The organism is Paenibacillus tabacirhizosphaerae (assembly GCF_040812395.1).
Classification (GTDB): Bacteria; Bacillota; Bacilli; order Paenibacillales; family NBRC-103111; genus Paenibacillus_E.
In genome coordinates, this window is the sequence record NZ_JBFNXH010000027.1 from 1 (window position 1) to 25,061 (window position 25,061).

26 protein-coding genes and 2 pseudogenes are annotated in these 25,061 nt (G+C 44.6%); 23 read left to right on the forward strand and 5 right to left on the reverse strand.

All coding sequences use genetic code 11. The features are described from left to right. The first annotated feature begins 130 nt into the window (after positions 1-130). The 3 genes from ABRS97_RS26480 to ABRS97_RS26490 all read left to right on the forward strand — a co-directional run bounded on the left by ABRS97_RS26480 (position 131) and on the right by ABRS97_RS26490 (position 2,521). Positions 131-1,210 carry a polymorphic toxin-type HINT domain-containing protein gene (locus ABRS97_RS26480; protein WP_367818991.1) on the forward strand — a complete coding sequence of 360 codons (1,080 nt, stop codon included), beginning with the start codon at positions 131-133 and terminating at the stop codon, positions 1,208-1,210. Further along, positions 1,158-1,775, forward strand: a complete 618-nt coding sequence (locus ABRS97_RS26485) for a CPCC family cysteine-rich protein (protein WP_367818993.1) — start codon at positions 1,158-1,160, stop codon at positions 1,773-1,775. Before ABRS97_RS26480 ends, ABRS97_RS26485 begins: the two co-directional genes overlap by 53 nt. A 338-nt stretch (positions 1,776-2,113) precedes the next feature. Further along, entirely contained in the window at positions 2,114-2,521 is a 408-nt protein-coding gene (locus tag ABRS97_RS26490) for a hypothetical protein (protein ID WP_367818995.1), read from the forward strand. A gap of 456 nt (positions 2,522-2,977) precedes the next feature. Here ABRS97_RS26490 and ABRS97_RS26495 read toward each other — a convergent pair whose 3' ends face one another. From ABRS97_RS26495 to ABRS97_RS26510, 4 genes and pseudogenes are all read right to left on the reverse strand, one after another. Then, entirely contained in the window at positions 2,978-3,715 is a 738-nt protein-coding gene (locus tag ABRS97_RS26495; protein ID WP_367818997.1) for a hypothetical protein, read from the reverse strand. A gap of 88 nt (positions 3,716-3,803) precedes the next feature. Then, the gene (locus ABRS97_RS26500) at positions 3,804-4,238 is read right to left on the reverse strand and encodes a hypothetical protein (RefSeq protein ID WP_367818999.1); all 435 of its coding nucleotides are present in this window, start codon (positions 4,236-4,238) and stop codon (positions 3,804-3,806) included. A gap of 25 nt (positions 4,239-4,263) precedes the next feature. Next, complete coding sequence (locus tag ABRS97_RS26505; protein WP_367819000.1) at positions 4,264-4,947, reverse strand: endonuclease toxin domain-containing protein; 684 nt, start codon at positions 4,945-4,947, stop codon at positions 4,264-4,266. A 303-nt stretch (positions 4,948-5,250) separates the two neighbouring features. After that, positions 5,251-6,435 (reverse strand): annotated as a pseudogene (locus ABRS97_RS26510) (IS110 family RNA-guided transposase). A 32-nt stretch (positions 6,436-6,467) separates the two neighbouring features. Here ABRS97_RS26510 and ABRS97_RS26520 point away from each other — a divergent pair. The 8 genes and pseudogenes from ABRS97_RS26520 to ABRS97_RS26555 all read left to right on the forward strand — a co-directional run bounded on the left by ABRS97_RS26520 (position 6,468) and on the right by ABRS97_RS26555 (position 9,860). Then, complete coding sequence (locus tag ABRS97_RS26520) at positions 6,468-6,674, forward strand: carotenoid oxygenase family protein (protein ID WP_367819006.1); 207 nt, start codon at positions 6,468-6,470, stop codon at positions 6,672-6,674. A gap of 22 nt (positions 6,675-6,696) precedes the next feature. Next, the gene (locus ABRS97_RS26525; RefSeq protein ID WP_367819008.1) at positions 6,697-7,002 is read left to right on the forward strand and encodes a hypothetical protein; all 306 of its coding nucleotides are present in this window, start codon (positions 6,697-6,699) and stop codon (positions 7,000-7,002) included. A 3-nt stretch (positions 7,003-7,005) separates the two neighbouring features. Next, positions 7,006-7,197: a GNAT family N-acetyltransferase gene (locus ABRS97_RS26530; protein ID WP_367819058.1), complete on the forward strand. Its 192-nt coding sequence runs from the start codon at positions 7,006-7,008 to the stop codon at positions 7,195-7,197. A gap of 26 nt (positions 7,198-7,223) precedes the next feature. Beyond that, positions 7,224-7,703 (forward strand): VC0807 family protein, encoded by a 480-nt coding sequence (locus ABRS97_RS26535; protein WP_367819010.1) that lies wholly within the window; start codon positions 7,224-7,226, stop codon positions 7,701-7,703. 27 nt (positions 7,704-7,730) lie between these two features. After that, positions 7,731-7,892 carry a hypothetical protein gene (locus ABRS97_RS26540; protein WP_367819012.1) on the forward strand — a complete coding sequence of 54 codons (162 nt, stop codon included), beginning with the start codon at positions 7,731-7,733 and terminating at the stop codon, positions 7,890-7,892. 135 nt (positions 7,893-8,027) lie between these two features. Next, positions 8,028-8,636, forward strand: coding sequence for a TetR/AcrR family transcriptional regulator (locus ABRS97_RS26545; protein WP_367819013.1), 609 nt, complete (start codon positions 8,028-8,030; stop codon positions 8,634-8,636). Positions 8,637-8,936: 300 nt separating this feature from the next. Continuing rightward, a pseudogene (locus tag ABRS97_RS26550) lies at positions 8,937-9,023 on the forward strand (hypothetical protein); the annotation flags it as partial. A 21-nt stretch (positions 9,024-9,044) separates the two neighbouring features. After that, positions 9,045-9,860 (forward strand): polysaccharide deacetylase family protein, encoded by an 816-nt coding sequence (locus tag ABRS97_RS26555; protein WP_367819015.1) that lies wholly within the window; start codon positions 9,045-9,047, stop codon positions 9,858-9,860. Between the two features lie 115 nt (positions 9,861-9,975). Here ABRS97_RS26555 and ABRS97_RS26560 read toward each other — a convergent pair whose 3' ends face one another. Beyond that, positions 9,976-10,866, reverse strand: a complete 891-nt coding sequence (locus ABRS97_RS26560; RefSeq protein WP_367819017.1) for a LysR family transcriptional regulator — start codon at positions 10,864-10,866, stop codon at positions 9,976-9,978. Between the two features lie 288 nt (positions 10,867-11,154). Here ABRS97_RS26560 and ABRS97_RS26565 point away from each other — a divergent pair, with 288 nt between their 5' ends. Genes ABRS97_RS26565 through ABRS97_RS26620 form a run of 12 tightly spaced genes read left to right on the forward strand, consistent with a single transcriptional unit; the run spans position 11,155 to position 24,727 of the window. Continuing rightward, the gene (locus ABRS97_RS26565) at positions 11,155-12,483 is read left to right on the forward strand and encodes an LLM class flavin-dependent oxidoreductase (protein WP_367819019.1); all 1,329 of its coding nucleotides are present in this window, start codon (positions 11,155-11,157) and stop codon (positions 12,481-12,483) included. Positions 12,484-12,499: 16 nt separating this feature from the next. Continuing rightward, the gene (locus ABRS97_RS26570) at positions 12,500-13,831 is read left to right on the forward strand and encodes an LLM class flavin-dependent oxidoreductase (protein ID WP_367819021.1); all 1,332 of its coding nucleotides are present in this window, start codon (positions 12,500-12,502) and stop codon (positions 13,829-13,831) included. 50 nt (positions 13,832-13,881) lie between these two features. After that, positions 13,882-15,528 (forward strand): ABC transporter substrate-binding protein, encoded by a 1,647-nt coding sequence (locus tag ABRS97_RS26575; protein ID WP_367819023.1) that lies wholly within the window; start codon positions 13,882-13,884, stop codon positions 15,526-15,528. A gap of 21 nt (positions 15,529-15,549) precedes the next feature. Further along, the gene (locus tag ABRS97_RS26580) at positions 15,550-16,473 is read left to right on the forward strand and encodes an ABC transporter permease (protein WP_367819024.1); all 924 of its coding nucleotides are present in this window, start codon (positions 15,550-15,552) and stop codon (positions 16,471-16,473) included. Between the two features lie 33 nt (positions 16,474-16,506). After that, positions 16,507-17,403 carry an ABC transporter permease gene (locus tag ABRS97_RS26585; protein WP_367819026.1) on the forward strand — a complete coding sequence of 299 codons (897 nt, stop codon included), beginning with the start codon at positions 16,507-16,509 and terminating at the stop codon, positions 17,401-17,403. A 3-nt stretch (positions 17,404-17,406) separates the two neighbouring features. Then, the gene (locus tag ABRS97_RS26590; protein ID WP_367819028.1) at positions 17,407-19,443 is read left to right on the forward strand and encodes an ABC transporter ATP-binding protein; all 2,037 of its coding nucleotides are present in this window, start codon (positions 17,407-17,409) and stop codon (positions 19,441-19,443) included. Between the two features lie 10 nt (positions 19,444-19,453). Next, entirely contained in the window at positions 19,454-20,827 is a 1,374-nt protein-coding gene (locus ABRS97_RS26595) for an LLM class flavin-dependent oxidoreductase (protein WP_367819030.1), read from the forward strand. A gap of 14 nt (positions 20,828-20,841) precedes the next feature. Continuing rightward, complete coding sequence (locus tag ABRS97_RS26600; RefSeq protein ID WP_367819032.1) at positions 20,842-21,663, forward strand: CoA transferase subunit A; 822 nt, start codon at positions 20,842-20,844, stop codon at positions 21,661-21,663. Beyond that, positions 21,660-22,427, forward strand: a complete 768-nt coding sequence (locus ABRS97_RS26605) for a CoA-transferase (protein WP_367819034.1) — start codon at positions 21,660-21,662, stop codon at positions 22,425-22,427. Before ABRS97_RS26600 ends, ABRS97_RS26605 begins: the two co-directional genes overlap by 4 nt. 15 nt (positions 22,428-22,442) lie before the next feature. Further along, positions 22,443-23,030: a cysteine dioxygenase family protein gene (locus tag ABRS97_RS26610; protein ID WP_367819036.1), complete on the forward strand. Its 588-nt coding sequence runs from the start codon at positions 22,443-22,445 to the stop codon at positions 23,028-23,030. A 44-nt stretch (positions 23,031-23,074) separates the two neighbouring features. Continuing rightward, entirely contained in the window at positions 23,075-24,244 is a 1,170-nt protein-coding gene (locus ABRS97_RS26615) for a CaiB/BaiF CoA transferase family protein (RefSeq protein ID WP_367819038.1), read from the forward strand. Between the two features lie 3 nt (positions 24,245-24,247). Next, on the forward strand, positions 24,248-24,727 hold the full coding sequence (locus ABRS97_RS26620) for a DinB family protein (protein WP_367819040.1): 480 nt from the start codon (positions 24,248-24,250) through the stop codon (positions 24,725-24,727). Positions 24,728-25,061: the final 334 nt, after the last annotated feature.

Below are 25,061 nucleotides of genomic sequence, written 5' to 3' on the forward strand. Positions count from 1 at the left end.
TCTCTGTCTTTAGAGGCTGAGCTTTATAGCGTAAGATAGCTATGAGGGACAGATTGATAATCCTCTTTCGTTGAACCTTTACACCTACGTTCAGAACAATCCGTTGACTCATGTTGATCCAACAGGAAATATGAGTTGGGCTGCAGGATGGAATATTACCAAAGGAGAAATCGCTGGTTTTGGTAGTGGATACACAGCTCTGCTACATAAAGAAACATATACAGGTGTATATGGGCTTCTAAACGGATTATCAAGTGGAAACATATCAGTTGGAGATGTGGCTATAGCTATTGGAAATAGTGCAATGGAGCCTATACAATACGCTTCAGACCACATGGATAATGTTTTGAATGGTGACCCTAGTGCAGATGAAGCATATCAATTTGGATATTCGGTAGGTCAAATTGAGAATATGGCACTTGGAGCAACAGCAAGTGCCAAAGCTATTGTAGGTATGATTAAAAATTCACCGAAAGTAGCTCTGGCAATGGGGCTGTGTCAGTGTTTCACTGCAGGGACCAAGGTTCTGACAGAGGATGGCGAAAAGCCAATTGAGGAAGTTAAAGTAGGGGATAAAGTTCTCGCCAAAGATGATGAAACAGGTGAGCAAGCGTATAAAGAAGTCACAGGACTTTTTCAAAAGCAAGCGGATGAAATCTATCATTTGTACATCGGTAATGAAATTATCGAGGTTACAGGTAAGCATCCTTTTTGGCTGGCAGATAATGGGTGGACTTTAGTAGAAGATTTGAAGGTCGGAGACCTACTTCTCAGCAGTACTGGCGAAAAATTGGCTATCAAAAAAATTGAAATCGAAAAGCGAAACACGATCGTTTATAATTTTGAAGTAGATGAATTCCATTCGTATTTTGTATCTAACTTAGGGATCTGGGTGCACAATTGTTCTATTAATTGGAAAGGATTTAGCAAAGGACAGCTCAGCACTCATTTCGAGAAACATGGTGTGGAATTTGGAGACATTTCACAAAATGATTATTTAAGCATGGCAAAGGCATTTGGAGCAGAGGAAAGTTCTTCATTCCAAACTGACACTGTAGGAAACTTCTTGATTAAATATGATCCTGGTACAAGGCGTATGCTAGTCGGGCACGCCAAGAGCCGAGAAATTAGAACTTTTTATAGAGCAGATGATCGAGATGCTGATCCATTTGCGGCAGCAAGACAACTTGCCCAAGACCTATCGCGGTAAGAAAGTGGGGATTACTATCAATCGTGAAGAAGCAATAGGACATATCGTATCTAACGAATTGCAAAGCTTATCCAAGGAAGTACGAGAAGGTTTTCTTTTAGACTGGTGGAGTATTGATCAAAGCGATCCTGAGTTTGCTACATTGCCTCAAGACTTGCAAAATGAAATACTTGGCTCAGAGGAACCAGTCCATGATGCCATGAGCGCAAGATACGAACCATTAATCAACGAAGCGTTAAAAAAGAAATTTTTAGGAGTACGAAATGAGTACTTAGCTACAGCTGTATCAAAAATTTTAAAACGTGACTGTAACGTGGAAGGCTTACAGGAAGAATTACTTCCTTGTCCATGTTGTCAATACAAGACGCTGACATCACGTGGCGAGTATGAGATTTGCACTGTATGTTATTGGGAGGATGACGGTAGCGTAGACTCAACGAAATACAGTTCTGCGAATCATATGCCTCTCACTGAAGCGCAGGAGAACTTTAAGCAGTATGGTACGATTAAAGAAGTATTTCTGGAAAAAATTAAGGACGACCGAATGGAAAAGTATTCTAAGTAAGGTTTTACTTGCCGCAACGGGACAATCTCGTTGTGGCTTCTTTTTTACAAAGGGCTCTGTGTGCGTTGCAGGCCTATAAGCACAATAAACCAACAAGACCAAAGCCTTTGTCTCCGACAACCTCCACGCCCTCACGGCCCCAACTATTTTCCTTGATCCTAGTTCAGGAACAAAAGTAAGAATCCATGCTTTACCTGGTGAGGGAAACCCTTATTTTAGAGTCCAAAACAGAGGTGGTGGCTATCTTGATGCATCAGGAACATTCCCAAGTAACGCTACCAAACAAGAATTAAGAGATTTAACGCACTTTTATTTTGGACAATAAGAGGTGAGCAACAATGGTCTTAGCTGAAGGGTTGTCAGATATTTTTGATGAATTCGATTTTACAGATAGCATCATTTCAGAAATTAAATGGGAAAATAATTTTTTCGATTTGGCTATAACAGTAGATTATTATTGGGATATTCAAGAGGGCAAAGAGACTACTAGGTTGCTAAAACTGATTTTTAAAGATGTAATAAGGGCAGATTTTCAAGCAAATAAGATGTTGGCTAATTTACCTAAAAGTGAGATACATCCCGATAGTTGGTATACAATTGTTCGATTTGCTGAAGGAACCAACAATGAATTTATTAAAGACGAAAACTTGGTTGATTTTAAAAGTATTCAAATTTTCACCTATGACCATTCAACTCCGTTGCTTTCGGTTGCATTTCGGGAAATAGTAATCGTAGAGGTTGCTTAATCTAATCCTCGTTGAAGAAAACAAATGATAAATGAATTCCGTCCCCCTGCGACCAATCTCGCAAGGGTCTTTCTTTTTGAGCCGCGGTAACGTCGCAAGCGTAAAAAAATATCATTGCTGCGTTTTCCAGTCTTAAAGCACAGCAAAACAATGAAGGATCAAAGCCGCTGCCGACGGCAATCGGAACGCCTCAATCTGAGCCTTTTGCGCATAAACGGCTTGCCGCTGTTGATTCACCGAGCAGGGAGCTTGCGCCTTTCAAACCGAACCTAACAGCGGAGCCTGTCCGACAAGGGTTTGAAAGACTGCAAGCCATCCCTGCAAGGAATCAACTTGGGGCAAGCTGTTTATCCCTGCATAAGGCACAGTGAGGCTGTGGAGACTGCCGGAGGCATAGGGTTTGATCCTTTTTGCTCTGCCAAGCTTTAAAACAATGACTGTATTCGATTAAAAAGTTTATTGAAGTTGCCCTAGTACACCTAAACCAGAAGGATTTCTCTCATCTCCTAGGGCAGACGTATCAATGCTCCATCGGCTTGCGATTGCCAGAACCGATTCCTCATCTGGGAAAGACAAGTCCTCTCGTTCCCAGTAAGTTGGGTTTTGCGCATCAATACTCTTGGAGTCGAAAAAATGGAACCCAAGCTCAGTCTCTTCAACTGTTTGTATGCCCTCATTCCAGAGGGTTTCTCCGCTTTCTCCTAAATAAGCGTATGCTCGAATCAGTTCCCCGTTCACGGCTTTTGCCCAAGCATAGTAACCTACGATGCGCTGATTGCCGAAGTAACACGCTTCTCCAAACTGCCTGCTTAAGCGGAGGAGTAGTGGAGTAATCCTTTCGGTTATAGCTTGGTTGTCCGCCTCCAGCAATCTAGTACCTATTACAAGTGTCCATTCGCCTATAGGAGATGTAACAAATATTTCCTTTTGGTTTGCACATTCTAATCCTGTTTCCCATTCTGCTTGTCTTACATCGATTAAATTCAATTCAGATAAAAGCGCCTGCGTATCATTCGTTCTCACCGCAAGCCAACTACTTTTATATCCAAAGAAGATTGGAAAATTGGGGGATTTATTTCCAGATGTGTTATTTGCGTTACTCGCGGCTACTGACTCAGATTCTATCTTCAGTTGCTTTTTCCTAGAAATTAAGGTCAGTATAATATATACCGCTATCAGTATTAACCAATACATGGGACACTCCTCTCCACATAATGTCGATAGAAAAATAACCTCGATAAGACATCATCGTTATCGAGGTTATTTCATGAGTCGCTAGTGTTTATTTGCAAGATTCAAATGCTTGGAGGAGGGCTGACCCTAATTGTTCAGGAGTCGCATTCAAAGCCAACTCTACTTTGATTTGACCGTTGTTAACATAGCCACTTCCTTCTCTTTTCATAGGAGTAAATATAATAGTTCCCAGGTCATTTCTCATACTGACAATTACGTGCAAATATTCCTTCACAAATTTACCACGGTTCTTAAATCCAAGTAGAGTAGGCAAATTTCCTGAAATACGCTCGTTTAAATGTGGTTCTTTCTCACAAAACTCAAAAGCTTCTGTCAGTCTTTCACCAACTACTTTGTAATCATGTCGTGGTTCCAAAAGTATCAATTGATTGGTTGAAGAACCTGCACCAATTGCATTTAAAGCTAATGGATTTAAAACTACAGTACCGCCAGCATTTTTGTACGCACACAATGTAAAATTCATTGTTATTCACCATCTCATTCTACTATCATTTAATAATCGTCGTATTAATTTGAATGCCTAATGTCTTCGCATAATCGATTGCTTTCTGCAATTCGCTGATCTGATTACTGGTTAATTGTACATCTGGAATAGCAACATTTAAAGCTTTTGAGTCGTACATGGAAGCATCGATCGTTTGCCAACTGCCATCTGCTGCTGTACCCGATGCCTCTGTAAATCTGTTTAATTTGTTGATGTCTGACTTTAATTGACTGAGCCACGAGCCTGCTTTTTTATAGCTGTTAGCAATATCATAACTTTTAACGCTTGTAATGACTCTGTTTTCTAATTTATCTATCGTTGGAAATGTTCTGCCTAAATTGTTTCCAAGTAATTCGTCGATTTTCAAACCCCTGGACGACCATCCTAATGCCCAAACGTTCTCGCTTGATTCGACCACCTGAATGGAGGTCTTAATGGCTCTGGCTGAGTTATATGCTTTAATAGCTCCACCCGCATACTCCAAGGCATAACCAGCACTTTTTAGGCCCATACCAAGTTCAGCACCTGCCGGACCAAAGGCATTTAAATTATCAATCATCTCAGGTGCGCCAATATCATTAAGCGTTTCCCCATAGCTGCTAACATACCAACCCGCAAAACCTGTTACAGTAGTCCACGCATCGCCAACCCATTTCCATACATGACCACTCGGATCAGTATAAATCAAAGGATTGTTGCCTGCATATGTATACAGGTTTAAAGTAAGTGGGTTGTTGATCTGCCCCTCATAGCTATCTTATGCTATAAAGCTCAGCCTCTAAAGACAGAGAAGTCCTATCCATAAAATAGCACTTCTTTACGGTTTTTGGTACTCATTTTCAGTTGTTTAACAGCACATTTTTGGTTTCAAGTGGGGCTTTCCATCCAACCCGCCAGTTACAGGAAAGCTCCGGCCCATTAAAACCAAGATTTCTCCCGCGCCTTCGCTTGAGCTTCGTCCTCAACTTTTTTTAAAGACGGCTCAACTCTATCATTTTGCTTGTTTCAACGGTTCTGGCAAGCGATACACGGTTTTACTTTTTAATATCCCAAATACGATGTTCACAAGCCGCCTCATCACGCAGATGAATGCTTGTTTTTTCGTCTTGCCCTCTGCAAGCTTGCGGTGGAAGTACTCATGAAACAGCGGATTCCTCGGCGTTTTCGTGTTCCGATGCACCGCAAGCTGCCGGATCGCCATCGACATAAAGATGCTGTGCAAATTGCGGTCGCCTTGCTTACTTTTGTAGTACTTGCCTTTGCCGCCCGATCCGGCGAAGATCGGAGCAATACCCGCATACCGAGCAAGTTTATCGGCATTTGCGAACCGCGAAATGTCGCCAATCTCAGCTACAAGTTCGGCCGATGTGACCACATCTACACCCGTGATCGTGTGCAGTTGGCAGCCGATCTGCTCCAGCATGTCACGCAGCTTCGCGTCAAATTCCGCGATTTCTTTCAGATAATAGCGGACTTGCTTCACCAAGCTACGGATAACGAGTTCTTTCTCCTCCACATAATGAACGCTCGCTTCGCCGTCTGTTTCGATGCAGCATAAGATTTTCTCCGCTTTCTTCGTCGAGCAAGCGTTGTTGCTGTGCTTGCGCAGAAACAACGCAAGCCGATCTGCTGTAATCTTCTCCAGATGACGCGTAGAAGGGAACGTGCGCCAGAACGCCAGCGCCGTTTTGCCGTCAATTTCGCTGAAATATCGGCGGTAGCTCGGGTACGTGTAGCTGAGCTGAACGTGCAATTCCCGGACAGCAGCGGACAAGTTTTTGCTAATGCCTCTGCGCCTTGTAGACAGTTGGCGCATGACCCAATAATGCTCGTCTGGCTTGAAGTCGGGCAGACGAGAGAGGTCGTCGCGCAGCACACGCGCTACGCATTCGGCGTCCCAGCTATCGCTTTTATGAACAGTGGCGAAGCTTTTGCGCTTGGCGCTAGAGAACGCCGGATTGATGGATTTTACCCATTGGTTGCTGCGGATCAGGCACAAATCAAACGCCCAACCGTAGCCTCAGGTGTCTTCCAACCCATAGGCGGTACGCATTCCTTCTTCGAGATACCCGTTTACTTCCGTTAACAGGTCTGGAAATACCGCAGGCGCATTGTCGAACTGGATTTCACCTAACTTTTCATTCCAGCAGTTGAGAATCACGGCGGAAGGGATCATCCCTTCATAGCTAAGCGGTGCTTTATTCTGCAATGGCCCAGCCAAGTTCAATACCGAGTCTGGGTGTCACACCTACTGGTTTGACGGCCTGGCTATTATTCATAAATGGCAAGCAAGGAAATTCATTCCTTCTCGTGCTCGATGCTCAAACGATGGCGGAGGTCGGAAGAGCAATCGTGCCTGATCATATTCCGTTTGGTTTCCACGGTATGTTTACGGAAGAGCTGTACCCATCTTGATTTCAAAGGAGCGTTATGAAAAATGGATATTGTTTTCGCATCGAAACATCAGGTGCATTTAATTATGAGGTTGCTCCGGTCAGTTACCCGCCACTTAAGGAAGACAGGGATCTTCCAATGGGACTTTTTTTATCCAAATCGGTGGGTCGTCTCTAAAGATGTCAAGAACGAGATGATGTATATCGTGCTTCAAAATCAATTATGTGTGGGGGCTGTCGCTATAAATGAAGAACAGAGTGAACAGTACGCAAGCCTTCCTTGGCAGGATACCAACGGGCGTCCTGGCGTTATTCATCGGCTGGCCGTGCATCCGGAGTACCAGGGGTAAGGAATCGGCAAGAAGCTTTTGATCTTTGCCGAAGAGCAGGCAAGGGCTCGAGGTTGCACTAGCATCCGGTTGGACGCCTATACCGCAAATCCGACAGCTCTCCAAATGTATGAGCGAGCCGGCTACTCGAAAGTTGGGCTAATCCGGTATCCGCTTCGCAAAGAACCTTATCAATGCTACGAAAAAAAAATGTAAACGATGAATGGAGGACTTAAACTCTCATGAACCCAACGACACAGGTAAGCTCGGTGAATAGAAAAGATATTCTGCGTGGCATCCTGATTACGCTATTGATTAATGGAGCTTTACCTCTTCTTGTCTACGAACTTTTACGTTCACATATGACCAGCATCAGTGCATTGTCCATAGCAACGGTTATCCCGCTGCTCGATAATCTTTACAGCCTCATGAAGCGACGGAAGCTGGATGTGTTCGCCGTGTTCATGTTAATCAGCTTCGCTCTCGGTTTGCTCATGGTCACTTTAGGGGGAAATGAGCAGCTTCTTTTAGTGCGGGAATCACTTGTTACCGCGATTATGGGACTTATTTTTCTAATTTCACTTTTGTTTCCGCGGCCGTTGATATTCTATTTTGCTATGCGATTTACAGTGGGCAATGACCCCGAGCGAACCGCTGCCTTTTCCGCCAATTGGAAATACCCATATTTTCGTTTTGTCTTGCGGCTCATGACATCTGTGTGAGGAATCGCATTACTAGGCGAAGCGATCGTGCGCACGATTCTCGTCTATCAGCTCACGGTTACCCAATTTCTTGCGGTTTCCAACTTTGTCATGTATGGCTTTATCGGCGTTGCTATCCTTTGGACTTTCTTGTATAGACGGCATTCTCAAAAGAAATTGAAACAAATTATCGGCAAGACAGAATCCTAGCCAGTAAGATTGATTAACGCATTGCCCCAGAAATAGGGACATTGCCGGTTTTTGCAAACGAGGAGTCGGTATGTTAGATTGAGGGGTACAAAAATGGACCACAAATATGTGTAATATGGATAAGGGTGAAAGATTATGACATCAGGAAAAACAACTTTTCATACAATCATGGACACTACTGAGAGACTTATTCAGGAGAAAGGTTGCCGGCAAACAACGCTTCAAGACATTATTCGGGAGACCGGTTTGTCCAAGGGCGCTATCTACCATTATGTATCGAGCAAGGACGAATTGTTGGGACTCATCTTGAAATCGCGTGTAGAACGGATAAATGAACGCTTCACGGAGATTGTCAATAACCCTCAGATGTCGGGACTGGGCGATCCTCTTGAGCTCATTGCCGAGGGTATGGTTCGTTCATCCAGTCATCAGAACGTGACGAACTTGATCTTTATTTATCTGCTAGGACAGATGGACAATCCGAAAGTTATGGAAATCGTTCAGGAAGTCTATGGCTATACGATGCAGACCTGTACAAAATGGATTGATATTGGGAAGCAGCATGGCGTCATTCCAGCCGAAATCGAAAGTGGCAAAACCGCAGAGCTGTTTGCGATGATCTTGTACGGTCTTCGAGTCAGTAGTACCATTATACAAAAGCCCAGCCCTTTTACGACTAAAGATCTGGCAGCTTTCATGAGACGGTCGCTAGTAAGCGATTCATGCGATAGAGTCGTCCAATAACGGGCGGCTTTTTTAGTTTAACTCAATATCAAGTACTCATTATGTAATAAAATAATTTGATCCATTTCTAATGTGGCATTAATCTATGGGGTTTATAATAAATGCGATTCCTGAAAAATGGAGGATTGGAATGAAAAAGATAGCATTATTCATCCTGATTATTACAATTTTTTTAGTCCAAATGGGGAGTGTGCATGGAAGTGAAAACCCGCCTGTGATTCATAGCGGGACAGGTGTTGTCTAGATAGTTCAACAGGTGAAGTTCTCTATCAAAAAAACAAAGATGAACAAGCTTATCCTGCTGGTTTATCAAAGCTGATGACGGCCATCCTCTTGGAAGACCACATGTCAGAAGGAGAATTCAAGCATGGAGTCAAAGTAGTCTAACAAGAAAGAAGTGGCATTAGCATGAAGCCTGTTCTAAAGGCGGTTATTCTCATTGCAATTATGTGCGTAACAGGGTGCAGCAAAGAAGTACAATCAAGTAGCAATATTGCTAGAATAAATTCAGAAAATTCTTCATCAGTTCATCCGCTTTCTCCTCTGCAAGACACGCCGAAAAGCAGTATTTCCGCTACCGCTGCTGATCCAATAAATCCCGCGGCAGCGGTTATTAATAATGTGAAAAAAGACGGTCTTTTTGTGGCTTTAACTTTTGATGACGGACCCGATGATAAATATACACCTCGGATCTTGGATATTTTGAAGAAGGAGCAAGTTCAGGCAACTTTTTTTGTAATAGGAGAGCAAGCGAAACAACATCCGCAAATGATTAAAAGAATTGTCAATGAGGGGCACGTAATCGGAAACCATACATGGGATCATCCTAATCTTTCGAAAGAGACGACGGATAAAATTCAGAGTGAAATTGGATCTACAGACGATCTGATTAAACAAATCACCGGGAAAGCTCCTACTTTGTTCCGGGCGCCTTATGGTGCGATATCTCCACAGGTTGCCAAAGAGGCTGCCAGCTCCGGCCATCAATTGATCGGTTGGTCTGTTGATACTTTAGATTGGGATGGGAAAAGTGTCTCACAAATTTTAAGCAACGTTAGAAAAGAAGTTCGCCCCGGATCTATCATTTTACAGCACTTTGCAGGAGGTAAGAAAGGAAATCTCAATAATACAGTAGAGGCACTTCCACAAATTATTTCTTATTTAAAGCAAAAAGGATATTCTTTTGCAACGGTTCCAGATCATCTTGCAACGAACTCGAAATAGTAAAAACGAGATGAGTAAATCAATGGGCTGCCCACAAGGCAGCTCATTACTTCGCTAACGGGTTATTGAAAGTATAAATCGACGGAGAGGAACTAAGTTAGAGAAATTCTGCTCATTATTTGTGAATCGTTTGCAGCTCATTTCGTAAAATGGCAATAAGTTTTTCGGCTGCTGAACTAAATGAGCTTCCACTCTGTTTGCGAAGCATGCCAGTGACTAATCCGGAATCCAGATCATTGATTTCCTTGAGAACAGTCCCCCCAGGATTAGGTATGGCTGTAATTACAGGAACGACGGCGATGCCGAAATTTGCTTGTACATAAAATTTGAGTGCGGCCATGTTGCCGATCTCCATCCCCGTATAGGGGCTGCCGCCTTTCTCAAGTAAGGAGCTTTCAAGCTTTTGGCGATAAGGGCAAAGGGTATTCGTAATAAGAATATTTTCATTTTGTAGGTCGCGAAGGAAAATGGCTTCCTTCGATGCAAGCGGATGTGTATCTGGGACAAGGAGAGCCAGCTGTTCGTTGAACAGGGGTTCAAAGGTGTTCTCTAGCCCCGTATCTGGCGTTGAGCAAATGGCGAGATCGATGCTTCCCTCATTAAGCATTTGTCCAAGAATCGTTGTATTGCCAATTTGGATACTTACTTTAACTTTGGGGTGTTGTTGAAGAAACGGGCCTAAAATTTGCGGTAGACGATAGCTAGCCGTTGGTTCCATAACACCTATTCGAACGATACCGGCTTCGCCTTGTATTAATTCAGTCATAGATGTATGTAAGAAGTCATAGTTTTTGAGCAGCATATCGGCATTCTGGTGAAACAATCTTCCTGCTTCCGTCAGCTTCAGCGTCTTTCCTCTTTCCAACAGCTTTACACCGAGATCTCCTTCCAACTTTTGAATATGCATCGTCACGGTAGATTGACCGTACTGAAGTTCTTCCGCCGCACGTTGGAAGCTACCAAGTTTAATGATGGTCTGAAACGTTTTGATGGTTCGAATATCCATAGAACATGGCTCCTTCCTAAAAAGGTAAGTTCAAAAATGCTGAATTATGAATTCAGATATTTCGTTTTTACAAAATTGTACTTATATAATACCATAATAGCATATTAATCCAAGTGGTTTACTCGATTATATGGAATGTGGGTCCATATTTACAGAGTAAATTCATGATAGGTGAATTGACTATTCATTTTTTTTCATTTTACAAAAGAATGAATAGCGTTTATGATTAGTTTATAACATAGTAATTTTATCGGAATAATACAAATTAAATCTATGGAGGCGGAGACAATGGCAAATAAGAAAAAAATTAAACTCGGTGCAATGATTCACGGTGTTGGTGGGGGCTGGGAAGATTGGAAACATCCAGATGCAATTACGGATGCCAGTACAAATTTTCAATTCTATAAACGTCAAGCCCAGACCGCGGAAGCTGGCAAATTCGACTTTGCTTTCATTGCGGATAGTGTACATATCACTGAGAAATCAAGTCCTCACTATTTGAATCGATTTGAACCGATTACCATTTTATCTGCCCTTGCTGCCGTAACCAAACGGATTGGACTTGTCGGTACGTTAACCGTAAGTTACAGTGAACCGTTCACTGTGGCTAGACAATTCGCCTCTCTCGATCATATTAGTAAAGGAAGAGCGGGTTGGAATGTCGTTACCTCGTGGTTGTCAGGAAGTGCGAACAACTATAGTAAGGAGGAGCATCCCCCGCATGAAAAGCGTTACCGAATTGCTCAAGAGCATGTCGATGTCGTAAAAGGGCTATGGGATTCATGGGAAGATGATGCCTTCATACGTGACAAAGAAGCCGGGGTATTTTTTGATCCAAGCAAGCTGCATACGTTGAACCATAAAGGGGAGTTTTTCTCTATACAGGGACCGCTAAATATTGCACGTTCCAGACAGGGGCAGCCGGTCATTTTCCAAGCTGGAACTTCGGAAGATGGCAGAAACTTTGCTGCGAAAAATGCGGATGCGATCTTCGTTGGCCACGAAAACATAGATGAAGCGAAAGCTTATTATGCAGATATCAAGAGGAGAGTTGTGTCCTTCGGCCGCTCAGCAGACGATGTTTCCATTCTTCCAGGTATTCAACCAATTATTGGCCGCACGGAAGAAGAAGCAGAACGTAAATATCAGGAAACAGTCAATCTTGTCTCCATTGAGAAAGCCATTATCGCACTTGGTCGTCCTTTCAACGATTTTGATTTCAGTCCATATCCGCTGGATGAGCCATTCCCGGATCTTGGTGATTTGGGTGCGAACAGCCAGCAGGGCGGCTCGGAAAAGATCAAAAAATTAGCGAAAGAACATAACTTAACACTGCGTCAGGTCGCTCTACGATTCGCAACGCCAAGAGGCAGTTTCGTAGGAACGCCTGAGAAAATTGCTGATAACATTCAACGCTGGATAGAAGAAGGAGCATCCGACGGATTCATTATTGGTGTGGGCATACCTGGAGCCTTGCAGGATTTCGTAGAATTGGTAGTTCCAATTTTACAAGAGCGTGGACTTTATCGTGAAGAATACGAACATGAAACACTGCGTGGTCACTTAGGTTTGGAAGTTCCTGTAAACCGTAATAGCAAAGCCAAAGTACTGAACTGATAAGGGGGGATTTCAAATGTCCAAACAAAGAAAATTAAAGCTTGGAGCAACGATCACTGGTGTTGGTACTTCGAAGCATACGTGGCGAAATCCAGAAATTCCTGGGGATGCTAGCGTTGATTTCGATTATTATGCAGAGCAAGCGTTAAAGGCTGAACAAGGCAAATTTGATTTTGTTTTTATCGTCGATAGTACGTATATTACGGAGAAATCCGCTCCTCATTACTTAAATCGACTTGAACCTCTGACAGTCCTATCTGCATTGGGGGCAGTCACGTCGAAAATTGGTCTTGTAGGTACGTTAACAGCTTCCTTTACTCAGCCCTTTACGGTGGCTAGACAATTCGCATCACTTGATCATATCAGTTATGGTCGAGCGGGTTGGAATGTTGTAACGACAGGCCTTGAAGGAGCTGCTCGCAATTACAGCAAAGACGAACATTACTCGCACGAGGAGCGCTACCGCATTGCGGAAGAGCATTTGGAAGTCGTTCGCGGTCTGTGGGATTCTTGGGAGGATGATGCTTTTGTTCGGGATCAAAAGACAGGTGTATTTTTTGATCCAAGCAAGCTGCACACGCTGAATCATAAAGGGAAGCATTTCTCGGTACAAGGACCGCTGAATATTGCTCGTTCCAAACAGGGACAGCCGGTCATCTTCCAGGCAGGTGGTTCAGACGATGGCCGTAATTTGGCGGCAAAGAGTGCCAATGCCATTTTCACCGGACACGAAACAATCGAAGAAGCAAAAGCTTTCTATCAAGATATCAAGCAAAGAGCAGCTTCTTATGGCAAAGCTTCGGAGGAAATTTTGATCTTCCCGGGTATTAGCCCGATTATCGGGAGAACGGAAGAAGAAGCAGAACGCAAATATCAGGATATTGCTGGCCTCGTCACTTTGGAGGATGCGCTCGATCAACTGGGACGTCCATTCACGTACCATGATTTCACCCAATATCCGCTTGATGAGCCATTCCCGGATCTAGGCGATCTTGGCAGTAATAGCTATCGCAGCTCCACTGATCGTATTAAGCGAATTGCAAAAGAGGAGAAGCTAACCCTTCGTCAAGCTGCGCTGCGCTTTGCAACACCAAGAAGCAGTTTCGTAGGTACGCCGGAGAAAGTAGCCGATATTGTTCAGCAATGGTTTGAAGAAGGAGCAGCAGATGGATTCATTATCCATACGGGGACTCCTGGCGGTCTCAAAGATTTTGTGGAATTGGTTGTTCCTATCCTTCAGGAACGCGGCATCTATCGAGAAGAATATGAGAGTGATACTTTACGTGGTAACTTAGGGCTGGAAATCCCAGTAAACCGATATACAAAAGAGCGAGCGGCTCAGGCGTAAGTTGGCTTCTCTTGAATCATAAAGATAAAACAGATAGATGGGGATGAGTTATGAAAAAGATAATCGGAAAATTCGCAGGTGTAATCTTGGCAGCGTCATTAGTCTTGGCAGGCTGCTCCGACGCCTCAAATAAAGGCGGAGAAGGGAAAAATGCTGCCGAACAGGATGCAGGAGCTGTGACTCCAGGCGGTGAGCTCATATGGGCCTTAGCGGGTACAGTTACTACAGACAGCTTGGATGCACACAAAGCGGGCTTTGCTCCGACAACGCGGGTTATGCGTTCCATCTATGACAGCTTGGTCGTGGAACTGCCTGATCATACAATCAAGCCTTGGCTAGCTACTTCGTGGGAGCTTTCGTCAGATAAGAAAAGCTATACGTTTCACCTACGCAAAGATGTGAAGTTCCATGACGGAACTCCTTTTAACGCAGAAGCGGTGAAATTTAACTTCGATCGGATCAAAGATCCCGCTACGAAAGCATCCAGTTCATTGAATGAGCTTGGATCTTACGAATCGACAGAGGTGATTGATGAGTTCACCGTCAAAGTTAATTTCGGATCACCGTTTGCGCCATTTCTGAGCAATGCAGCCAAAGTTGATTTAGGCTTTGTTTCACCTGCGGCGGTAAAAAAATATGGGGAGGCCTTCCCACAGAATCCGGTGGGTACAGGTCCATTTAAACTAAAGAAGATTACACCTAGCACACAAGTAGAGTTTGAGAAAAATCCGGATTACAACTGGGGTCCAGCAAATGCCAAGCATCAAGGACCAGCTTATTTGGATAAGTTAACGGTGAAATATGTGGAAGAAGAAGCGACGCGTGTAAGTGTGCTGCAAAGTAAACAAGTACAGGTTGCGGATATTATCCCTCCCCAAAACTTAGTTGCACTGAAATCGGATAGTAATTTCAATGTTCAGGAAACGGAGCTGCTGCAAGCCAATTTCACTTTATATTTGAACATTCAGAAAGCGCCATGGAACGATCTCAAGGTAAGACAAGCGGTCAGATCAGCTTTGGATATCGATTCCGCGGTTAAGACCATTTATTTGGGAACTTCGAAGCAAGGGTGGTCACCTCTGTCAACTCAGCAATTTGCTTATTCCTCATCGCGAGAGAATGCGTACAAATTAGACCTTGCGAAATCTAACCAAACACTGGATGAGCTAGGCTGGGTAAAAGGTGCGGACGGTTACCGAGTCAAGGACGGAAAACGCCTGACCATCGAGGTTATCGACACGCAAGGAAATCGTGAGAAACGTCTCGATCTGATTGCTATTTTCACGCAGCAGTTGAAGCAAGCGGGGATAGAGCTGAAGGTGATTTCCTTGCCGACAGGCACGTACACAGAGCGACGCAATAAAGGTGAATATGATTTGATTGCTGCGAGTCAATTCTCAGGCGATCCGGATGTGCTTCGTCAATTGTACTCGACCAAAGGGCCATCGAAACAAAATAATATTGCCAAAACAAATGATCCGAAATTAGACGATCTTCTGGAACAAGGTTATCTGGAAACAGATCCTGAAAAACGTAAAGCCATCTATAAAGAAGTACAAGAGTACATTATTGATAATGTATACACCATTCCAACTTACGTGTTCAATTATTCTGTAGCTTCTGGTAAAGAAGTAAAAGGAATTACGTTTGACTCGCCAGCATGGCCGGTCTTCTACGATGCCTGGATCAAAAAATAAGGATATGAGGGGAAGCCATCTATGGTGAAGTATATACTAAACAGGCTCTTCGTCTCCATTCCAGTTATTCTGGGTTCGCTGACACTTGTTTTCTTGATCATTCACTGGCTTCCCGGAGATCCGGCCCAGATGATTGCAGGGGATGATGCAGCACCAGACCGTGTTGAATTCCTAAGGAAGCAGTTTGGGCTCGATCGCCCATTGTGGCAGCAATATTTAGCTTATTTATGGGATAGTGTGCAAGGTGATTTCGGGCATTCGTTCGCGAATAGCCAGCCTGTGCTTGATCGTTTAATCGATCAACTGCCTGCAACGCTTTCACTTGCGTTAATGAGTACAATATTTGCTATTCTTGTAGGTTTTATCTTAGGTGTATTGTCAGCAGTCTATCAGAATCGTGTATTGGATTATATCGTTCGAATCATTAGCTTGTTAGGGGTATCTATGCCGAAATTTTGGCTAGGTATCCTGCTCATTCTCGTGTTTTCGGTTCATTTTCAACTTCTCCCCGCAATCGGGAATGGGAGCTTTAAACAATTGATTTTGCCCTCGTTCGCTTTAGGCGTGACGGGTGCCGGTATGCTCACGCGTATGGTTCGCAATAGCGTGCTTGAAGTCATTCATGAACAGTTTGTTCTGACGTTACGAGCGAAAGGACTTTCGGAGCGTGTGGTTTTATACAAGCATGTTTTGAGAAATGCCTTGCTGCCTGCCGTTACAATTCTAGGTCTGCTTGTTGGGGAAATGCTCTCTGGTGCTGTGGTTACAGAGACGGTCTTTTCAAGACAAGGATTAGGAAAGTTAGTTGTAGATGCCATTAATCAGAAAGATATTCCGGTGATCCAGGCGGCGATTCTCATTACGGGTCTATTCAATATTCTTGTGAATTTGATGGTGGATGTTTCCTATTCCTATGTCGATCCACGTGTTCGCAAGTCTGGTTAACGGTGACATAACGGTGTTAAGGAGGTTGCTCACATGCTTTTCAATTCAGTTACAACGGAAACGATTTTACCTAAGAGATTGGAGCGGTCTACGTTTGCTTTTAGATTGAAAAAGTGGTCCTTATCCAAGGTTCTTCTGGGGCTTTCATTGTTCATTCTGGCTTTTCTTGTGCTGTGTGCCATTGTGCCTTCATGGATTGCGCCTTATTCTCCGACGGATATGATGACTGATCAATTGCTGAAAGCACCTAGCTTAAAGCATCCGCTGGGAACGGATCAGTTTGGCCGTGATGTATGGACGCTCGTTATTTATGGCAGCCAACAATCGCTCGTTATGGGGGTTGTGTCGGTTGTTATTGGTGGATTTATCGGCACATTATTTGGACTGTTAGCGGGTTATTGGGGTGGTATTGTGGATTCGCTGTTCATGCGTTTTAACGATATCCTGATGACGATACCTGGCATTTTATTAGCAATTGCCATCTCTGTCGCACTCGGTCCCAGCTTTTTCAATGTCATCTTAGCGATTAGTGTGGCTACGATTCCAGGGAAGGCAAGGGTTGTTCGAAGCCAAGTTATTTCTATACGTAATCGGCCTTTTATTGATGCAGCGCGCGCTGTGGGTACTTCACATCTGGAGATTATGGTTCGCCATATATTACCGAACTGCTTCTCGCCTTTACTTGTCATGATGACAATTGGAGTTGGAAGCTCCATTCTGGTTGGAACGGGTCTTAGCTTCCTGGGACTGGGAGTCGTGAAAGAAATACCAGATTGGGGTTATATGCTTTCACAAGGCCGAAGTTATATGACCGTTGCCTGGTGGGTGGCTACGTTTCCGGGGCTGGCGATTACGCTATTAGTAATTGTAGTTAATCTCATTGGTGATGAAATTCGTGATCGCATGGATCCTAAGAAATTGAGGGCTTAAGTTATGAAACCATTGCTCGATATCGAACAATTATCGGTGGATTTCCAAACATCGAATGGATCGCTGAATGCGATCAACAAAGTGAACTTACAAATTGGTACCGGAGAAATTGTGTGCTTGGTCGGCGAGTCAGGAAGCGGGAAGACCATTACTTCTCTATCCATTATGCGTTTGATTAACTATGACAACGGGTTTATTTCACATGGAGACATTAAGCTGGATGGACAGAGTTTAGCAGGGCTATCCCAGAAGGAGATCAGTGATCTGCGAGGCAAGAAAATCGCGATGATTTTCCAAGAGCCCATGACCGCACTCGATCCGATCTTCAGCATCGGCAGCCAAATTATTGAAGTGCTTATTCGCCATGAAAAGATTTCAAAAATAAAAGCAAGAGAAAAAGCGATTTCATTGTTGAAGCGGGTAGGCATTCCTGAACCGGAAATTCGGATGAATCAGTACCCGTATGAGCTATCCGGCGGTATGCGCCAAAGGGCCATGATTGCCATGGCTCTGGCCTGTGGACCTGAACTGCTGATTGCCGATGAGCCAACGACAGCGCTGGATGTAACGATTCAGGCACAGATTCTAAGCTTGCTGCGTGAGCTTAAAGATGAGCTGAACATGTCGATTTTACTCATTACGCATGATCTCGGTATTGCTGCTGAAATGGCAGATCGTGTTGTTGTGATGTATGCGGGAAAGGTTGTCGAGCAGGCAAACGTTCATCAATTATTCGATGATCCCGCACATCCGTATACGCAAGGGCTGCTGCATTCGATCGTCACTCTCGATAATGTTCGCGGTTTGAAACTATATACCATTAAAGGCACTATTCCCAGTCTATCTACGCTTCCAACGGGCTGCCGCTTTCATCCCCGCTGTCCCTATGCGACGGATAGATGTTTGAGCGAGGATCCGCCGCTTCAGCAGCTTCACGGACGTGAAGTCGCTTGCTGGAATGCAGAGCGAATTGATCACCTGTCTGCTGAATTTTTCGGGGATGCGATGGAAACATCACCGATATCACTGACGAAGCCTAGCCTAGAAAGAGCTTCCTCATTGCCCCCGTTCACGGAACAACCCCTGCTTGAAGTTAAACAGGTGAAGAAATATTTCCCGATCCACAAAGGCTTGTTTCAACGTGGAAAAAGTTATATCCGTGCTGTAGATGATGTCTCCTTTGACATTCACAAAGGTGAAACGTTTGGGCTTGTTGGAGAATCGGGTTGTGGTAAATCGACACTCGGACGTGTATTGTTACAGCTTGAAAAGGCGACAGAGGGCAGTATCCATTTTGAAGGAAGAGATTTATTGAATGCTGGTTCAAAAGAATGGAAGGAAACACGAAGAGACATGCAGGTCGTCTTTCAGGATCCATATGGTTCCATTAACCCCCGCTGGAAAGTGGGAGATATTATTGGAGAACCGTTTTGGGTTCATGAATCTTTACGTGGTGCAGCAAAAAGGGAGAAAGTGGAAGCTGTCATGGATTTAGTAGGTTTGAATCCATCTTGGTACGATCGGTTTCCACATGAGTTTTCAGGAGGACAGCGTCAACGTATTGGAATTGCCAGGGCGATTGCACTGAATCCTAAGTTTGTTTTGGCAGATGAGGCGGTTTCGGCCTTGGACGTTTCGGTACAGTCGCAGGTCGTCAATTTAATGCAAGATTTACAGCAACGAATGAATCTCACTTACTTGTTCATCGCGCATGGACTTCATATTGTCCGTTATATATCTGATCGTATCGGGGTTATGTATCTGGGCAAGCTCGTAGAAATTGCGCCAACGGAAGAGCTTTTCAAGCATCCAGCCCATCACTATACGAATGCGCTTCTTTCAGCCATTCCTGTACCAGACCCAAAACGCAAGCGTACCTTTGTTCCGCTGGAAGGTGAGATGCCTTCTCCGGCGAGACCGCCGTCAGGCTGCCGCTTCCACACACGCTGCCCTGCGGCAACTGCACTTTGTAAAGAGGTTGTTCCGGAGCTAGCCTTAATCGGTCCAGGACATTATGCAGCTTGTCACTATCCCCTATAGGAGATGAAATATGAGTAAAACGATGCATTTGGGACTCTTTCTAGCAGCCAATGGGCATCATGCGGGCGGGTGGCGTCATCCTGATGCCGAAGCAGGCAATCCGCTAGATTTTGATTTCTACAAAGACATAGCGCAGAAGGCGGAGCGAGCCAAGCTGGATATGATATTCATCGCTGATAAGTTGGCGATTGATGATAACTACGGCGGCAGCTTTGATTCAACCGTAACATATCGGCCTGCTTTGTCAGCTGAGCCGTTGACGCTGATTTCTGCGCTCAGTGTGGCTACGCAGCGGATCGGTTTGGCTGCAACGTCCTCTACGACTTACAATGAGCCCTATCATATTGCCCGGATGTTCGCAACGCTCGACCATCTCAGTAAGGGTCGTGTTGCTTGGAATGTTGTCACCTCGACAAGTGACGCCGAGGCTCGCAATTTTAGCAAGCGAGAGCATTTGGACCACGCTACGCGCTACGATAGAGCGAGTGAATTCGTTGAAGTTGTGAAAAAACTGTGGGATAGCTGGGAGGATGAAGCGCTATTAGTTGATAAAACGCGGGGTGTTTTCGCCGATAAAGATAAAGTTCATTATGCCAATCACCAGGGCAAATGGTTTGATGTGAAAGGCCCTTTGAATATCCAGCGTTCCCCGCAGGGACAACCCGTACTCATTCAAGCGGGTTCCTCCGAAACGTTCCGCGAATTAGCGGCCCAGCATGCAGAACTGATTTTCACGGCTCAACCGAATATCGAATCAGCACAAAATTTCTATAAAAATTTGAAATCGCGAGTTGTGAACTATGGACGATCACGCGATGCTGTGAAAATTTTACCGGGAACGATGCTGATAGTTGGTCAAACGGAGCAAGAAGCGAAGGAGAAAGAACAGTATTTACATTCGCTCATTCATACAGAGACAGGACTTGCCTTCATGTCTGGCAGTATGAATTATGATCTCTCCAAGCATGCGCTGGATGAACCTTTTCCCGATATTGAAAGTGAAATTAGAGGGAGTCGCGGACGTTTTCAATTCGTTTTCCGTAAGGCGAAGGAAGAGGGATTGACGCTGGCGCAAGTAGCCCGATGGTATATTCAAAGCCGCTCCCATAACGTGATCGTTGGGACCCCTCATTCGATTGCAGACCGGTTAGAGACCTGGTTCAAGGAGGAAGCCTGCGATGGCTTCAACCTCATGGCGCCTTATATGTCCAATGGTCTGGATGACATCTTTAACCTCGTCATTCCTGAATTACAGAACAGAGGCGTATTCCGCCAGGATTATACCGGTCAAACGCTACGCGATCACTTCGGGCTTAGGATACCTGAGAACCGCTACGCCAAAGACAGCCAACTAACTAAAGTTAAGCATTCATCATACTTATAAAGGGAGTGTCAGTTGTGCCATCCAGGCTGTTAACTCTGCAGGAGGCGGTCGCCCTCATACCGGACGGTTCGAAGCTTGCGATTAGCGGGAACATGGATATGTCTCCTATGGCTTTGATTCGTGAGATCATCCGTGCTCAGAAGCGCAATCTATATTTGATTTGCGTTGGCGCAGCGGCTGTGAATGCTGATCTTCTCATCGGTGCGCGAGCCGTGTCAACGGTGGAATTTTCACAAATTACGATGGGTGAATATGGCTTTGGTCTTAACTTTCGCCGACATTTCGAGAAAGGCTCGATTACGGGTCTGGAGCATGCTTGTCCTACGTTGACCGCAGCGATTCAAGCGGGAGCGATGGGGATTCCCTTTATCCCTGTTCGTGGGCTGGTGGGTACCGATTATATGAGAATTAGACCTGATTTCCAAACGATCACGAATCCTTATGATAAAAAGGAGCAAATTGCCATTGTACCCGCGATCCGGCCTGATGTTGCTATATTTCATGGGTACAAGGCGGATACGCTCGGAAATGTTATCGCGGATCCGTTACAAAACAACCGCCTGTTGGCACAAGCTGCACGAGTTACGATTGCTTCTGTTGAAGAAATCGTAACGCCTGAGGAGCTGCGACGCGAAACAGGAACTTACATTCCTGCGATGTACCTCAGCGGTGTCGTTCACGCCCCTCTAGGCGCATCTCCGACTTCTTGTCCCGGTCGATACGATATTGATGGAGAACATATTTCTATTTATATGGAAGCATCCAAATTGGAAGCTACATTCAATGAGTACTTGCGGAAGTTCGTTTTTGAACGGCAGGGGGAGGAGATAGGGTGAGTTATTCCTCGGTCGAAGCTCTTATTTGTCAGTTGGCTAGACAACTTCGTGATGATGAGGTCATTGGTGTCGGAAATCATTCACCGATTCCTGCTGCCGCAGCTTTACTTGCAAAATCGCTCCATGCTAAGAACGCTTCTGTCTACATTTTGGGTCAGCCGGACTGGCCATTTGAGGGTACGAAAGAGTTCTTTGATTTGATGCAGCGAGGGGGTATCGATGTATTTTTTTTGAGCGGTGCACAGATCGACAGCTATGGCCATATCAATTTGCATGTCATTGGTGATTATGCGGTTCCAAAAGTGAGACTTCCCGGCGGGGCAGGTTCAGGTGTTGTTTACTTCATGTGCAAACGTATTGTACTGTTCAAAACGGATCACGGTGTGAAAGGATTTCCGGAGCAACTCGACTTCGTTACTTCGGTCTCTACGTCGGAGCCAGGTGTTTACCGGAATAGCGAGTTAGTGGGGGTGTTTACGCCCCTTGGCGTATTGAAACCGACAGGGCCGAATCATCGCCTTCAATTGGCTGCAACGGTACCAGGGGTTCTGCCTGCCGATGTTCAGGCCAGAACAGGTTTTGATCTGGGTATTGATGAGCAATCGGGTAGTCAAGTACCCGTCTTGGAAGCGCCAACGGAGCTGGAGCTGGATACGCTTCGCAGCATCGTTAGCGTGGGCTTGCTACCGATTTATCCCGTATTTGCGAAACAAACCTTTGGTGAGTTTCTGACGAACCATTCATTGTTACATGCCAATTCATAGAAAGAGGGATTGAAGTTGAGCGAAACCTACGAACTCAAGCAGCTAGAAACCGACATCTTGGCCGTATTGGATCAACATACCGATTATCGTGCCATCATTGATCATGTCAAGCCGCTTCTTCAGAAACTTTTAACGAATGAACATTTAATTCCTGAAGAATATCAGGCGCCGCTACCTAATAAATACGCTCAATATTTGCTGTACAAGCCAGAAAGCGAGGCTTTCTCGGTTATAGCATTTATTTGGGGAGCTGGACAAGTGGCCCCGGTTCACGATCATCTGGTTTGGGGATTAGTGGGTTTATACCGCGGATCTGTTGTTGAAAAAAGATATCGTCGCGACGATCACGGCGAGTCTGTCGAACCACGCTATAGTATTAGAGAGGTATCGGAAGTAACAGCGACAAAAGGTGATATTTCATTCGTATATCCCCCGGATTACGATATACACGGTGTAGCCAATCCGTTTGACGAGATTGCCATAACCGTTCATATCTATGGTACCGATATAGGCAAGCAGCCTAGGCATATTCATGATGTGGCTACTGGCAATCAAAGAGATGTCGTGACCAAGCATGACAATCAATTACCGATTTATAGCTAACTTGTATCCATCCTAACTACCTAACAAAGAGGAGCAAAGAGACCATGCCACACTTAAATCAGGGACCTCTTGCAGGCATTAAAGTATTGGAATTTGGCCAGATTGCAGCGGGTCCTTTCGCGGGCTTATTATTCGCTGACTTAGGAGCGGATGTGGTGAAAGTAGAGCGACCGGATGTTGGGGACAGCATGCGAGAATGGCCACCATTTTTCAGCAATGAAGAAGGGGAAGGCTACAGCTCGAATTTCAGTTCATTGAACCGAAATAAACGAAGTATTGCGGTCGATTTTAAATCGCCGGAGCAGTTGACTCGTCTGCAAGAGCTTTGCGCAAAAGCCGATGTCATCGTTGAAAACTATAGGCCAGGTGTGCTGAAAAAATTTGGTCTCGGATACGAGACGTTAGTAAAATCGAACCCAAAGCTTGTCTATTGTTCAATTTCCGGTTATGGACAAGAAGGTGTCTATTCTCAAAAAGGCGCTTTCGATGTGACGATACAAGCAATTAGCGGTTTGATGAGTGTGACAGGAGAAGAGCAAGGAGAACCCGTCAAATGTGGTGTTCCTGTGGCTGATTTCGTAGCGGGTCTGTATGGCGCTTATTCGGTTGTTGCTGCTGTTCATCAAGCATCACAAAGCGGAAAAGGGAGCTATATCGATTGCTCAATGTTAGGTAGCGTTCTTGGTATTTCGGCCCTCCAAACCAGTGAGTATTATGGCAATGGAACTGCTCCCAAACGACTGGGCAGCGCTCATCCGCGCAATGCGCCATACCAGGGCTATCACGGTATTGACAAGCCTTTCGTCATTGCAGCTGGGAACGATAAGCTGTGGCGAGAAGTTTGTGATGCGGTGGAACTGCCAACGCTAGCTGATGATCCACGGTTTGCGAATCAAACGTTACGCGCCCGTCATCAGAAGGAGTTGGCCCTTCTCTTGCAAGAAGTATTTAGCTTGAAAACGGCTGGAGAATGGTTGGACATATTCGATCGAAGAGGTGTTCCTTGTGCGCCGATCAATACGTTCGAGGACATTCTGAATGACAAAGCCGTAGCAGAGAGCGGGCTCTTACACGAGCTTCAGCTGCCCAATCAAACAAGTACAACGACGGTGGGATATCCCGTGAAGTTGTCCGGTTATCATTTTCAAATTTATCGCCAGCCTCCTTTAAAAGGTGAACACACAGCTGAATTATTCGACGAATGGGGAGTATAAAACATGAGTGAAACAACACTGCAAAACATTGACAATTATCGAGCAACTTCTAATTTAATTAAACAAATCGTGGTTGGATTGACGCAAAAACAGTTGGAGTGGAAGCCAGCGCCTGAGAAATGGAGTGTGAAAGAGGTTGTGGCTCACCTTGTAGATTCTAGCTTCGTGCATGCTGTTCGCATTCGTAAAATTGTTGCGGAGAACGCGAAAGAGTTTATCGTGTACGATCAGGATGCTTGGGTAGCCACCTCACGAGCTAATGAATCATCATTTGAACATATTTTGCTTGCTTTCGATGCCATTCTTGCGTACAACGCGCTTTACTACGATCGATTGACGCAGGAACAATGGGAACAAAAAGGATTAAACAACGGTAAGGAAGTTTCCGTAACAGATTTATTTCAGGGCTTTATCCGACATGTAAATATACACTTGGCACAGATTCAAAGGAATTTGGATGCCCTGCCTGCATCACTTGTTTAGATGTCAGTGAAGAAGAGGGTGCCCCTCAGTCATTTATATGACTCTTGGGACACCCTCTTTTTTTAGTTAGAAAAAAATGAATCAGCCACCATGCAATCTTTTCAAAATGCCAACAAGATCGAGATTATTAGCAGCAACAATTAAACCCACGATAACGACTATAATTGCAGTGATAACTACAGTGATAATCATTTTATTCATACATATACCTCCACACAATCATTTTATCTATTGACGGATACCAAATGGATCAAGCGTATGAAGTGTAACACCTACAGCCATTAGAACAATAATTACAATCAGAGTAATTTTAATTGCTTTTTTCATATACAAA